Origin of the sequence: Microcystis sp. M53598_WE2, from assembly GCF_030067735.1 — a bacterium.
Taxonomy (GTDB): domain Bacteria; phylum Cyanobacteriota; class Cyanobacteriia; order Cyanobacteriales; family Microcystaceae; genus Microcystis; species Microcystis aeruginosa.
Window position 1 is genome coordinate 1 of the sequence record NZ_JASJFE010000540.1, and the last position, 12,759, is coordinate 12,759.

Genomic DNA, 12,759 nt, shown 5'->3' on the forward strand with positions numbered 1-12,759 from the left:
GGCCCTTGGAGTGATCGGGGGGAAAATTTAGGGACTTTTTCCCTGAAAATGGGTAAAACCCTACACCCTACACCCTACACCCCACACCCTGCCCCCACCGAAAAACTTTTTGCCGCAAACCCTAACTATAGGCTGCTACGGATACTTTCGCCGCCACCTGACGAGCGATCGCTATCAGGGCTTTAGCTGAGGCCGATTCCGGTTGCCCCAAAACCACTGGTACACCAGTATCACCGCCCTCCCGGAGGGATATCTCCAGAGGCACACATCCCAGTAAAGGAATGCCCAATTCTTGCGAGGTTTTTTCCCCACCACCGGACCCAAATAGATCATAGGAGCGATCGGGCTGATCGGGAGGGATAAAATAACTCATATTTTCCACGATACCCAAAACCCGCGCCCCTAGCTGTTGGAACATTTTTAAACCCCGGCGCGCATCAATTAAAGAAACCGTCTGGGGAGTGGTGACAATCACCGCACCCGCTAGGGGGACCGATTGAATTAAAGTTAATTGTGCATCCCCGGTACCGGGAGGCATATCGACGATTAAATAGTCTAAATCGCCCCAATTGACTTGATAGAGAAACTGACGGATAATGCCGTTTAACATCGGACCGCGCCAGATTACCGGTTGATCGGGGTTGATCAAAAAGCCCATGGAAACCATTTTGATGCCATGGTTGAAAGCGGGTTCCAATATCTCGCCATTTGCGCCCTGTACCGTCACTTGTGCGTCATTTAAGCCCAACATTGTCGGGGCGTTGGGGCCGTAGATGTCCGCGTCTAATAGCCCCACTTTTGCCCCTAAATGAGCCAAGGCGACGGCGATATTGACAGCCACGGTACTTTTTCCCACACCGCCCTTACCACTGGAAACGGCGATAATATTTTTAACCCCCTCCACACCTTGGCGATCGGGTAAAGCTTTTTGTTGCGGGGTTTCGGCAGTTACTGCCACGGCGACACTTTCCACCCCGGGCAGCTGTTTAACAGCTTTTTGGCAGTCTTCCACGATAAATTCGCGCAAAGGACAGGCAGGAGTGGTCAAAACTAGGGTAAAGCTGACTTTTCCGCCATCGATCGCCACATTGCGGATCATGTTCAATTCCACTAGGCTTTTTTGCAGTTCCGGATCTTGAACGGGACGTAATACTTCTAAAATCGATGCGGTATCAAGGGGCATGGTTTCAGTGTCTCTAGTCAAGTATTGTTCTTATGGTTATTTATCTTAACCTTGATGCCCGCACAGTTATCAGTGGGGAGTGGGGAGTTTTTTGCTGTGAACAGTGAACAGTAAGTAGTCGTGCAAAATTAATTTCCTAGTGAAGATAGGCAAGAGGCAAAAGGCAATAGGCAAGAGCGGGGTTAGATATGTGTAATTAATTTTGCTTAGGTACTTAATTCTTCCAACTGCATAGATTTTTGAGATTGAGCCGTGTTTTTATGATCAATCATAAACAAAACCCCCCACCAATGGGCGGGGGGTTTTTTCGTCACCTAATTCAAGGTTTAGCCGAACTTGCCAGCAGTGGAGGCGATCAAGAAGGCGGCGTAGGTGAAGATATAGCCAACGGTGAAGTGAGCTAAACCAACCAAACGAGCCTGAACGATCGAGAGAGCCACGGGTTTGTCTTTCCAACGAACGAGGTTCGCCAGAGGAGTGCGTTCGTGGGCCCAAACGATAGTTTCGATCAACTCTTGCCAGTAACCACGCCAAGAGATCAGGAACATGAAACCGGTTGCCCAAACGAGGTGTCCAAAGAGGAACATCCAGGCCCAGACAGAAAGGTTATTAACACCGTAGGGGTTGTAACCGTTGATTAACTGAGCCGAGTTAGCCCAGAGGTAATCGCGGAACCAGCCCATCAGGTAGGTGGAGTTTTCGTTAAACTGAGCCACGTTACCCGACCAGACACCGAGGTGTTTCCAGTGCCAGTAGAAGGTTAACCAACCCAAGGTGTTCAACATCCAGAACATGGCTAGGTAGAAGGAATCCCAAGCAGAGATGTCGCAAGTACCGCCACGGCCAGGACCGTCGCAAGGGAAGGAATACCCGAAGTCTTTTTTATCGGGCATTAATTTGGAACCACGAGCGTCTAAAGCACCTTTAACCAGGATTAGAACGGTGGTGTGTAACCCAAGAGCGATCGCATGGTGAACGAGGAAGTCGCCAGGACCGATGGTTAAGAAGAGGGAGTTAGTGCCGCTATTGATTGCGTCTAGCCAACCGGGCAACCAAACATCACCGTAGTTAGGATAGGCGGTGTAAGCGATACTATCGGGGTTAGACAACAGTACGTTCATGCCGTACAGGGTTTTACCCGAAGCTGCTTGCACGAATTGAGCGAACACAGGTTCGATCAGGATTTGTTTTTCGGGAGTACCGAAAGCGACGACCACATCGTTATGAACGTAGAGGCCGAGGGTGTGGAAACCTAAGAAAAGGGAAACCCAGCTTAGGTGAGAGATGATCGCTTCTTTATGCTCCAGCATCCGCGCCAGCACGTTATCTTTGTTCGCTTCGGGATCATAGTCACGCACGAAGAAGATAGCACCGTGAGCGAAAGCACCCACCGCTAGGAAACCAGCGATGTATTGGTGGTGAGTATAGAGAGCCGCTTGGGTGGTGTAGTCCTTAGCGATAAAGGCATAAGGGGGTAGCGCGTACATATGCTGCGCCACCAGAGAGGTGATCACGCCTAAAGAAGCCAGGGCCAAACCGAGTTGGAAGTGGAGAGAGTTGTTAACCGTGTCATAAAGATTTTTGTGACCGGCTCCTAACTTACCACTGGGGGGTTTGTGTGCATTGAGGATGTCCTTGATGCTGTGACCGATGCCCCAGTTGGTGCGGTACATATGACCAGCCACGATGAAGATCACAGCGATCGCCAAGTGGTGGTGAGCCATATCGGTTAACCAGAGGGACTCGGTTTGGGGATGGAAACCACCTAAGAAGGTGAGAATCGCAGTTCCCGCGCCTTGGGCAGTACCGAAAATGTGGTTAGCAGTATCGGGGTTTTCCGCATACACACCCCAGTCACCGGTGAAGAAGGGTAGTAAACCCGCCGGGTGGGGGGGAGTGGAGAGGAAGTTGTCCCAACCAACGTGCTGACCGCGGGATTCGGGGATAGCAACGTGAACGAGGTGTCCGGTCCAAGCCAGAGAGCTAACACCGAACAGAGCGGCGAGGTGGTGGTTCAGGCGAGATTCAGCGTTTTTGAACCAAGCGAGGCTAGGACGGAACTTAGGTTGTAAGTGTAACCAGCCAGCAAAGAGGAAAATCGCCGAGAGAATCAGCAGGAACACCGCACCTTGGTATAGGTCTTGGTTGGAGGTCATACCGATGGTGTAGAACCAGTGGTAAACCCCGGAATAGGCGATGTTAACCGGATTAGAAGCGCCAGCTTGGGTGAAGGCATCCACAGCACCTTTACCGAACTGGGGATCCCAAATCGCGTGGGCGATGGGACGGATGTTTAAGGGATCTTTGATCCACTGCTCGAAGTTACCTTGCCAAGCGACGTGGAATATAGTACCGGAAGTCCACAGGAAAATGATTGCAATGTGGCCGAAGTGCGACGCGAAAATCTTTTGGTAGAGATTCTCTTCCGTCATGCCATCATGACTTTCAAAATCGTGGGCTGTGGCGATCCCGTACCAAATCCGACGGGTGGTCGGATCTTGGGCTAGATCTTGGCTAAATTTAGGGAATTTAGTTGCCATAGCTGTTTAGGAAATTCTCCTCTCTAAATAACTGAGGCTCTTACACGAGTGCTGGTTATTTCCTTTTTTAAATTCACCCACTGTAATAGGAAACGCTTACAGAGGTATCGGTCAATCGACGCTGGTTCAGCCTAGTCTTGCCAATCCCCGGGGGACTGGCAAGCCCTTATAGGCAAGTTTAGCCAATCGAGAGACTTCTGGCCAAGAAGAATGCCCAAGTGGTGACAATACCGCCTAAGAGGTAGTGAGCCACACCAACGGCACGACCTTGAATGATGCTCAGGGCGCGAGGTTGGATAGCGGGGGCAACTCTTAACTTGTTGTGCGCCCAGACGATCGACTCGATTAATTCTTGCCAGTAGCCGCGACCACTGAACAGGAACATCAAGCTAAACGCGAAGACGAAGTGACCGGCTAGGAACATGATTCCGTAGGCAGACAGGGCGGAGCCATAGGAATTAATGACTTGCGCCGCTTGCGCCCAGAGGAAATCCCGTAACCAACCGTTGATGGTGATGGCACTTTGGGCGAAGTTACCGAGGGTAACGTGGGTGACAGTGCCATCGGGGGCGACGGTTCCCCAGACATCGGACTGCATTTTCCAGCTAAAGTGGAAGATTACGACCGAGAGGGAGTTGTACATCCAGAACAGGCCGAGGAAGACGTGATCCCAACCTGAAACTTGGCAGGTACCGCCGCGACCGGGACCATCGCAGGGGAAACGGAAACCGAGATTCGCTTTATCGGGAATCAGACGGGAACCGCGAGCGTAGAGAACCCCTTTGAGGAGAATCAACACGGTGACATGGATGGTGAAGGCGTGGATGTGATGCACGAGGAAATCGGCAGTACCGAGAGTGATCGGCATCATGGCCACTTTGCCACCCACTGCTACTACGTCGCCACCGAAAGCATAACTAGCGGTAGTGAGAGCGTTAGGAGCGGTGTTGCCGGGGGCTAGGGTGTGGAGACTTTGTACCCATTGGGCAAAGATGGGTTGTAGTTGAATTCCCGTATCCGAGAACATATCTTGGGGACGACCAAAAGCCCGCATGGTGTCGTTGTGAATGTATAAACCGAAGCTATGGAAGCCGAGGAAAATACATACCCAGTTCAGGTGGGAGATAATTGCGTCGCGATGACGGATCACCCGATCGAGCAGGTTATCGACGTTTTTGGCCGGATCGTAGTCGCGTACCATAAAGATCGCTCCGTGCGCTCCCGCACCGACGATTAAGAAGCCACCGATCCAAGTGTGGTGAGTAAACAAGGATAGTTGGGTGGCGTAGTCAGTCGCCTGATAGGGATAGGGCGGCATGGCGTACATATGGTGGGCCACGATGATGGTTAGCGAACCTAAGAGAGCAAGGTTAATCGCTAACTGAGCGTGCCAAGAGGTGGTCAGGATTTCGTACAGTCCTTTGTGACCTTGACCGGTGAAGGGACCTTTGTGGTTTTCGAGGATTTCCTTCATGCTGTGACCGATACCCCAGTTGGTACGGTACATATGACCAGCAATGATGAATAATACAGCGATCGCCAAGTGATGGTGAGCGGTATCGGAAAGCCAGAGACCACCGGTCACGGGGTTCAAGCCACCTTTGAAGGTGAGGAAATCCGAGTAAGCACCCCAGTTAAGGGTAAAGAAGGGGGTCAAACCCTGGGCGAAACTGGGATATAAATCCGCCATCTTGCTCGGTTCGAGGATGAACTCGTGGGGCAAGGGGATGTCTTGGGGAGCGACTCCAGCATCGAGGAGTTTGTTCACCGGTAAAGAAACGTGAATCTGATGACCGGCCCAACCTAGGGAACCTAAGCCGAGTAAACCCGCCAAGTGGTGGTTCATCATCGATTCCACGTTTTGGAACCATTCCAGTTTCGGTGCGCTTTTGTGGTAATGGAACCAACCGGCAAACAGCATCAGGCCCGCCATAACTAAACCACCGATAGCGGTGCAGTATAGCTGATAGCTGTTGGTGAACCCGGAGGCGCGCCAGAGGTAGAACAGACCAGAGGTGATCTGAATACCGTGGAAACCACCGCCCACATCGCCGTTGAGGATGCCTTGACCGACGATCGGCCAGACCACTTGGGCGCTGGGTTTGATGGCCAGCGGGTTGGTTAACCAAGCTTCATAGTTAGAAAATTTCGCGCCGTGGAAGTACATTCCACTAAGCCAAACGAAGACAACGGCGAGATGTCCGAAGTGGGCGCTGAAGATTTTCCGAGAAATATCTTCGAGATCGCTGGTTTGACTATCAAAATCGTGGACGTTGGCGTGTAGGTTCCAAATCCAGGTGGTGGTTTTGGGTCCTTTGGCTAAAGTGCGATCAAAATGCCCCGGTTGACCCCACTTCTCAAAGGAAGTAGGTACTGGGTCTTTATCTACAATCACTTTAGCTACCGCCTCTTTGGGGGGGAGTGCCATGAGGATTCTCCTCTCTCGACAATAGACTTAGCGTTTTATTTGAGGATAGATTTTTTAACCTAAAAAAGGCAAGTTGAAATCTGACCCACCTTTTGTTAATGTCGCTTGACTTTCCTCTTGGGTGAGATTCCAGTCGAAAGCATCAATAGTAGATGATAAGTCTTTGTTCTCTTGTCTGTTCGTTATGCTTAACAATAATTAAAATTCTCTCAATCCTTGATAGGAGAGACATTTTCTGCTATGGACGGTCTTAGTCAGGGTCAGACCAGTGATTTTTCTTTACAAAAGTTTATCAATTGTCGCTCCGGAAGCCAATTTCCCCCTTTTCTCCCTCACCAGACCATATAGAAAATTCAATAGATAGATTCTCAAAAAACAATCAAACAATTCTGTAAAATTGAGGCCATGACCTCATCTTCTCGCGCTTTTGCTGACACCAGAGCATTCAATGACTCTAGCAAAAATCAATGGTTTCTATAGATTTTGGCCTTGGCTCTAGGAGGAACGTGCTATCCCTACTACATAAATTAATCCCAGTCAAAACCCTTCATATATGTCTTGTGATCGGTTTACTGACCACCCTGTTAACCGCCTGTGGCGATCGCCTGACGGCTACCAATCTCCCCACTTCCGAAACCCTTCATCTTCCCGTCGTCCAGGGCCGCATTTCTGAGGTTGCCCCCCCGGCCCTAATTCAGGAACTGCGCCCCAGTTTAGATCGTTACGCTCCCCAAGTAACGATTCTCAGTCCTCTGGCCGAACAAGTTTTCGATGACCCTCAGGTGACAGTTAAACTACAAGTGTCGGGGCTGCCAATTTTCCAAGACGATACCCTGAAATTAGGACCCCACTTGAGCCTAATTGTCGATAATGAACCAGCAGCGGCTATCTACGACCTCAAGCAACCGATTATCCTAGAAAATCTTGCCCCCGGTACTCACACCCTCCGCGTCTTGGCCCTGCGGCCTTGGCAGGAAAGTTTTAAAAATGATGGGGCCTTCGCTGAAACAACCTTTCATATTCTGACAAAAACAGGCAAAAATGCCCCTGATCATAACTTACCCCTATTAACCTACAGTAGTCCGCAAGGAATCTACGGTGCAGAACCGCTCCTGCTCGATTTTTATCTGAGTAATGCTCCTCTACGTCTGTCCAATACTGCCAACGGGGATAATAATCTTCAAGATTGGCGCATTCGTGTCACCGTCAACGGTGAAAGTTTTCTGCTTGATACTTGGGAACCGATCTATCTCAAGGGTTTTGCCAAGGGCAATAACTGGGTACAACTAGAATTCATCGATGGTAAGGGAAATAAAATCGAAAACGAGTTTAATACCAGCGTGCGCGTGATTAGTTTTGATCCCTCTTACCGAGACGGTCTTAGTCAATTGGTCCGCGGCGATTTATCCCCTACAATTGCCCGTAGCATTGTTGATCCCAACTATAAAACCATTCCCAGTCTAGAGGAAAAAACTCCCATAGTTGATCCAGAAACCCCTATAGTTGAGGAAGAAACCCCCGTTATTGAGCCAGAAACCCCTGTAGTTGAGGAAGAAACCCCTGGAGTTGAGGAAACCCCTGTTATTGAGGAGGAAACTCCTGTTATTGAGCCAGAAAGCCCAATAGTGGAAGAAAATCCTGTTATTGAGCCAGAAAGCCCAATAGTGGAAGAAAAACCGGTAGAGACAGAAACAATCGAAAAGGTAGAGGAAACCCCTGAAGCGATCGAATCTCCCTTAACCACCATACCGGAGACAAAGGAGATTAACGAACCGGCCTCTAGTATTTAGCCTCCGGTAGAAGTGGAACCTATTCCCGAACCCCAGAACAATAGCGAGCAAAAAATCACCATTTTCGATCGCATTCAACAAACCTTAAATCGTTTCCAGTTACCCTCTCCCCCAGCAGAAACAGATATCGAACTACCCATCCTCGATCCTGAATTATTCACCAATGTCGAGCGGTCTTAAAACCCAGCTTAATCGAGTTTTTAGGGGATAGGGTAATGAGGGTAATGGGGAAGTGGGGAGGTGGGAATTATGAATTATGAATTAGGAGGTGGGGGGGTAGGGGAATGGGGGAATTTCAACTAAAACCCTAAAACCCTAACACCCTAAAACCCCAACACCCTAAAACCCTAAAAACCCAACCCCCAACACCTCGATCGAGAAATTATTAAACAAATATTTCGCAATATAGACAAAATTGGGAACTAAGTTATAATTTAGAACGTCTCTGAGTAATTTACTAACTTTTTGCTTGAGGTAATTGTGTTTAACAAAATTTCCCTTGTCGCTGGTTTTGCCGGTTTAGTTGCCCTGACTACCGTTGGCGCTGTACCCGTACAAGCAGGACCGGAAAATAACGAAATCCTGATCAGTCAACTGCGCGGCCATGACACCTACAGAGGTGAACCGCAACTTAACCCCGGTGACTATGTACTAGGTCGCGTCCGGGGAACCGTGGGTGGCATTATGTCCATCCAATTGATCAGACCTGTGACAGTGGATGGCAAAGAAATTTTCAGTGGCGACTTTGCTGACGGAACCACCGCTCGTATTGTTGGGGATGCCACCGGTGGTGACGATGTACTATTGCAAGTGGTAGATGGCAAGTTAATTTATGTGGGTAAAGCTCATCCCTATTGGGTTTCCCGCTTGAAACTAAAATCGGAAATCACCACCAGCGCTACTCGCTCGCAACTTTTAAGAGAAGTTAACCAAAAAGAACCCGCTTGGGGACTTCCCGCTTTACCCCCGGAAACCAGAACCTTTACTGAAGTTGCTCCTCAACCCGCTCCCGAGCCTAGTGTATCTCCTATCCGCGGACTTTGGTAGTGGCAAGATATCAGGAGAAAATCTCTTGTCTTGAGACTGAGAAGCTGAAAAATCTTCTCAAAATCTGATACAAAAATACTAAATACTCCCCCTTTTTCCGATCGAAGGGGGGTCTTTTTCAGTCAAAAATTGATAAATAATTGTATTTCAGCCCAGATTCTCGTCATCACATCGGTAAGGGCATGATCACTATCTAATTCGATTAATTTTACCCAAGGACGATTTATGCAATAATGGCGACTATTTTCTAGGGGAATCACCTCATCGGCACGACCATGAATAATCAGGGTGGGGAGCTGCCTGATTAACTTTTCTTGGGGATAATTAGCTAAATCCTCGATAAATTTGGAATAAATTGGCAGAGAACGACGATAACCGTAGTGATAAACCGATAAACTCCCAGATTTTTGCCAATTGGCTAGGGTTTCTGCTCCCAATTGTCCCAACCAAACCGGCCCGAAATTAAAAGCGGGAGCTAATAAAACGAGCCTTTGCACCTGAGAATAAGTTTCTGCCAGCCAAGCTGCCGTTAAACCGCCAAAACTGGAACCAATTAGGGTAACAGGAAACTGAGATTGTTCAATCAATTGACCGATTTGGACAATCTGACGAGTGAGAGTTAAGCTAGAAAAGTCATCACCGTTAAGATCGGGAATTTCCATCGCTAAACCCCTCTTTTGCCAACAATGTCTCAAAAATTGCGCTTTTGTTGATTGGGGGCTAGAAGCAAAACCGTGTAGATAAATATATCTGTTTTGAAGAACCGCCATTCTAGAACCAATTAGGGTCTGCTGAAAAAGTTTGCTGGTGGGGGCAGGGTGTGGGGTGTGGGGTGTGGGGTGTAGGGTTTTACCGATTTTGAGGAGGTCAATTACCTAATTTTCGGGGAAAAAGCACCTGAATTTTCCCCCTGATCACCCTCTTGCCTAGCACTTTTGGATTTCAAAAAGGTCTCAAAGTCTTACCCAACAAGATTTTTAGATTTATTCAGCCAACCCCAATTAGATTTCTTCATCTTGCTCTTTGGTAGCACTGGGAGAAGAATTATAAATGGCATCTAACTGCTGACGAGCATCTTCGACAGTGACGGAACGAATCACTAACAGAGGTTCATTAATCGGTTGTCCGGCCTCGTCCAAAAGTTCCGGATGGGAAGTCATGGGATAACCGTAGGGATTATAGGAATTAGCCGATTTAGCAGGACGTTTCTGGGAATCCATGCTGACAGTAATCAGACTACGAATTAAATTATTAATGGTCAAAAAAGCGATAACTGTGAAGGCGAGGATATAGAGCAGATGTAACATTGGCTGAGTCTCCCATGAATTATGTGTGAATATTCCCTAATTGCCAAAACTTTATGCTAAAAATTCGCTCAACTCTCTAGCTTACCAAAAAGTTTCAGGTTAAGCATCAGTTTGAGGAGATTGATATTCTCCCCAACCCTGTAATCGACGACGACGACTGCTAACTCCCCAACACTCTGCCACCAACTGATGCCAAGGCAACAACATCTTGGCCTCGATACCCACCTGACCACCTGTGGTTTTAAAGAGTAAATAAGCCGTGGCCACCTCCTGTTGGGCGTTTTTGACTCTTGCTAATAAATCGTTTTGTTCCTCGACGCTGAGAAAGGATAATCTCTCGGATTCGAGGAGGAGACAGGAACGGGAAAACCAATAGGTGAAATCCTCTAGTAGAGGTTCCAAGATGGTTTTCAGGAGTTCGTTTTCGGTGGGTTGCGAAGGAAACATTATTCTTATAATGACGATTTTGCTTACCTTAATCTTAGCGTTATTTATATTTCTTAACATTATGACGGGAAAACTTTAAGATTTGCCCCGGCTGTAGGCGGCACTAAAGAAATCCAGTTCACAACTAAGGGCATAACGATAGGATAAAGAGATATTTTCGGTCATCAGGGTGTATTTATCGGCTAATTCCTCTAACTGGCTTGCTAAAGCGGCGAATTCATCCCCACTATAACTATCAATCCAAGCTTGATAGGGATTCTCAGGAATCGGCTCTAAGGCTAATTGTTGACCCAGATAAGCATAAAGACGCATACAGGGACTCATCGCCACGGCAATCGCACCGATATCACCCATCCAAGCGGTAGCGAGAAGAAAATCCCGATAGCGACGGGTGGCGTTAGCGGGCTGAACCTTTCTCAGGTCAACCCCCCACTGTAAAGCGTAATTTTCGTGTAATTCTAATTCCTTTAATACCCCTGCCGCTAACCGATGAAAGCTAGTAAATCCCTGCCAATCGGGAGCTTTAGCGGCGGCGATACTGTAAGCACGGGCGAAAGATTCCAGAAAAAAAGCATCTTGACCGACATAGAAAGCGAAACAGTCCCGTTTAAGCTCTCCTGTGGCGATACCTCGCACAAAAGGGTGTTCTAGACAAGCTTGTACTAGATCTTGATGGCTGTGCCAAAGTTGCTGACTAAGCATAGGAAAATACTAATTAGGTGGACAAGGTTGGTTAAGTGGGTGGGTGGAATTAAATATAAGATGAATGTAGGTTGGGTTGAAGCATGAAACCCAACGCCCGCATGGGTTACTGAAAATGGGTAAAACCCCACACCCCACACCCCACACCCTACACCCCGTCAGTTCATTTCCTTAACCCAAACTGACGCTAACCCTGTTACAATACAGATAACTAACCAAATTTGAATTAAAAACTATGCGACTTAAGCGATGGGAGTCCCCCCGCCGTCAGGGACGTAACGACAAAGGCAAGGGTGGTTCGGCCCGACAGCGACAACTGAAAAAACAATTTAAAATGCTGTCGAAAAAACTGAAAGGGGGAGAGAGTAACATCTCTCCTCTTTTTTTGTCCCCAGCAATCTCCTCTGAAAAATCTTCCTCTGGGAAACTCTCAGTCTCCTGAAACAGTCCCAGACTTGAGCCACTTTCAGATTAGGAAAAAAAATGAAGCGTACACTTGCCGTCATGACGATGACAGTAGCTTTAACCCTCACCAGTAACCATTCTAGCCTTGCGGGAGCAATCTTCGATCGCATTCAAAAAACTGGGGTAATTACTGCGGGCGCTCGTAAAGATGCTATTCCCTTTGGTTTTGTCAACTCCCAGGGCAAGTGGGTGGGTTACAGCCTTGATATGTTAGAGTTAATTCGCAAGGAAACCGAACGGAAGTTAGGAAAACCAATTAAGTTAAAAATTGTTGAGATTACTCCCCAAAATCGTTTTGAAAAGTTGAAAACAGGGGTTATAGATATAGAATGTGGCTCCACTACTTTTACTTGGAAAAGAGAAAATGAAGTGGATTTTTCTGTTAGTTACTTTGCCGGTGGTACTCAATTGCTCACCCGCAAAGGTAGTAATCTCGATGACATCGGTAGCCTGGCAGGCAGACGCATTGGAGTAATTGCCAATACTACTAATGAAGCAGTAATTAAAACTCAACAACCCGCCGCTATTTTGGTCAAAGTTAAAAATCGTGGCGAGGGTTTACAAAAACTAGAAGCGGGAGAAATTGATGGTTTTGCCAGTGATGGCATTACCCTGGAAGGTTTAAGGAAAAGCGCTAAAAATCCCAATAATTTAGCCATAGTTCCCTCCTATCCCTACGCCTACGAATCCTATGCCTGTACTTTACCCGAAAATGATTCTAAATGGCGCGATACAGTGAATTATACCCTATTAAAATTCATGGAAGGGATCGTTAGTGACCAACAACAAGCGGTGACAATTTATGAACGTTGGTTTGGTGAAGAGGGTGTTGTTCCCTATTCCAGAGAAA

At 47.8% G+C, this 12,759-nt stretch carries 10 protein-coding genes and 2 pseudogenes; 5 read left to right on the plus strand and 7 right to left on the minus strand.

What is annotated here, in order from left to right:
• Window positions 1-121: 121 nt before the first annotated feature.
• From PX636_RS11010 to psaA, 3 genes are all read right to left on the minus strand, one after another.
• Window positions 122-1,183 (minus strand): Mrp/NBP35 family ATP-binding protein, encoded by a 1,062-nt coding sequence (locus tag PX636_RS11010; protein WP_061430267.1) that lies wholly within the window; start codon window positions 1,181-1,183, stop codon window positions 122-124.
• A gap of 326 nt (window positions 1,184-1,509) precedes the next feature.
• Window positions 1,510-3,723 (minus strand): photosystem I core protein PsaB, encoded by a 2,214-nt coding sequence (psaB, locus tag PX636_RS11015; RefSeq protein ID WP_046661662.1) that lies wholly within the window; start codon window positions 3,721-3,723, stop codon window positions 1,510-1,512.
• 178 nt (window positions 3,724-3,901) lie between these two features.
• Window positions 3,902-6,151, minus strand: a complete 2,250-nt coding sequence (gene psaA / locus PX636_RS11020) for a photosystem I core protein PsaA (protein ID WP_002780971.1) — start codon at window positions 6,149-6,151, stop codon at window positions 3,902-3,904.
• A gap of 467 nt (window positions 6,152-6,618) precedes the next feature.
• Here psaA and PX636_RS11025 point away from each other — a divergent pair.
• Window positions 6,619-8,121: pseudogene (locus tag PX636_RS11025) on the plus strand (hypothetical protein).
• A 300-nt stretch (window positions 8,122-8,421) separates the two neighbouring features.
• Window positions 8,422-8,988: a hypothetical protein gene (locus PX636_RS11030; RefSeq protein WP_288117177.1), complete on the plus strand. Its 567-nt coding sequence runs from the start codon at window positions 8,422-8,424 to the stop codon at window positions 8,986-8,988.
• A 122-nt stretch (window positions 8,989-9,110) separates the two neighbouring features.
• On the opposite strand, the gene PX636_RS11035 is transcribed toward PX636_RS11030, so the two are convergent.
• Window positions 9,111-9,758, minus strand: a complete 648-nt coding sequence (locus tag PX636_RS11035; RefSeq protein ID WP_004162518.1) for a YqiA/YcfP family alpha/beta fold hydrolase — start codon at window positions 9,756-9,758, stop codon at window positions 9,111-9,113.
• Window positions 9,759-9,806: 48 nt separating this feature from the next.
• Between PX636_RS11035 and PX636_RS22885 the strand changes: the two are divergent.
• Window positions 9,807-10,049: pseudogene (locus PX636_RS22885) on the plus strand (hypothetical protein).
• Here the strand turns inward: PX636_RS22885 and PX636_RS11045 are convergent.
• From PX636_RS11045 to PX636_RS11055, 3 genes are all read right to left on the minus strand, one after another.
• Window positions 9,990-10,295 carry a DUF2973 domain-containing protein gene (locus PX636_RS11045; RefSeq protein ID WP_004162519.1) on the minus strand — a complete coding sequence of 102 codons (306 nt, stop codon included), beginning with the start codon at window positions 10,293-10,295 and terminating at the stop codon, window positions 9,990-9,992. The pseudogene PX636_RS22885 and the gene PX636_RS11045 sit on opposite strands and share 60 nt — an antisense overlap.
• 99 nt (window positions 10,296-10,394) lie before the next feature.
• Window positions 10,395-10,802: a DUF2605 domain-containing protein gene (locus PX636_RS11050; protein ID WP_004162520.1), complete on the minus strand. Its 408-nt coding sequence runs from the start codon at window positions 10,800-10,802 to the stop codon at window positions 10,395-10,397.
• 15 nt (window positions 10,803-10,817) lie between these two features.
• Complete coding sequence (locus tag PX636_RS11055; RefSeq protein ID WP_288117181.1) at window positions 10,818-11,444, minus strand: TenA family protein; 627 nt, start codon at window positions 11,442-11,444, stop codon at window positions 10,818-10,820.
• 235 nt (window positions 11,445-11,679) lie between these two features.
• Here PX636_RS11055 and PX636_RS11060 point away from each other — a divergent pair, with 235 nt between their 5' ends.
• A complete protein-coding gene (locus tag PX636_RS11060; RefSeq protein WP_012267271.1) occupies window positions 11,680-11,886 on the plus strand; it encodes a hypothetical protein in 207 nt (68 codons plus the stop codon).
• Between the two features lie 41 nt (window positions 11,887-11,927).
• A partial coding sequence (locus PX636_RS11065) for an amino acid ABC transporter substrate-binding protein (RefSeq protein ID WP_288117182.1) occupies window positions 11,928-12,759 on the plus strand: 832 nt, incomplete at its 3' end.

Excerpts from the sequence above, each read along its gene's own strand:
- PX636_RS11010 (WP_061430267.1), bottom strand. The coding sequence starts at position 1,183 with ATGCCCCTTGATACCGCATCGATTTTAGAAGTATTACGTCCCGTTCAA.
- psaB (WP_046661662.1), bottom strand. The coding sequence starts at position 3,723 with ATGGCAACTAAATTCCCTAAATTTAGCCAAGATCTAGCCCAAGATCCG.
- psaA (WP_002780971.1), bottom strand. The coding sequence starts at position 6,151 with ATGGCACTCCCCCCCAAAGAGGCGGTAGCTAAAGTGATTGTAGATAAA.
- PX636_RS11035 (WP_004162518.1), bottom strand. The coding sequence starts at position 9,758 with ATGGCGGTTCTTCAAAACAGATATATTTATCTACACGGTTTTGCTTCT.
- PX636_RS11045 (WP_004162519.1), bottom strand. The coding sequence starts at position 10,295 with ATGTTACATCTGCTCTATATCCTCGCCTTCACAGTTATCGCTTTTTTG.
- PX636_RS11050 (WP_004162520.1), bottom strand. The coding sequence starts at position 10,802 with ATGTTAAGAAATATAAATAACGCTAAGATTAAGGTAAGCAAAATCGTC.
- PX636_RS11055 (WP_288117181.1), bottom strand. The coding sequence starts at position 11,444 with ATGCTTAGTCAGCAACTTTGGCACAGCCATCAAGATCTAGTACAAGCT.
- PX636_RS11060 (WP_012267271.1), top strand. The coding sequence starts at position 11,680 with ATGCGACTTAAGCGATGGGAGTCCCCCCGCCGTCAGGGACGTAACGAC.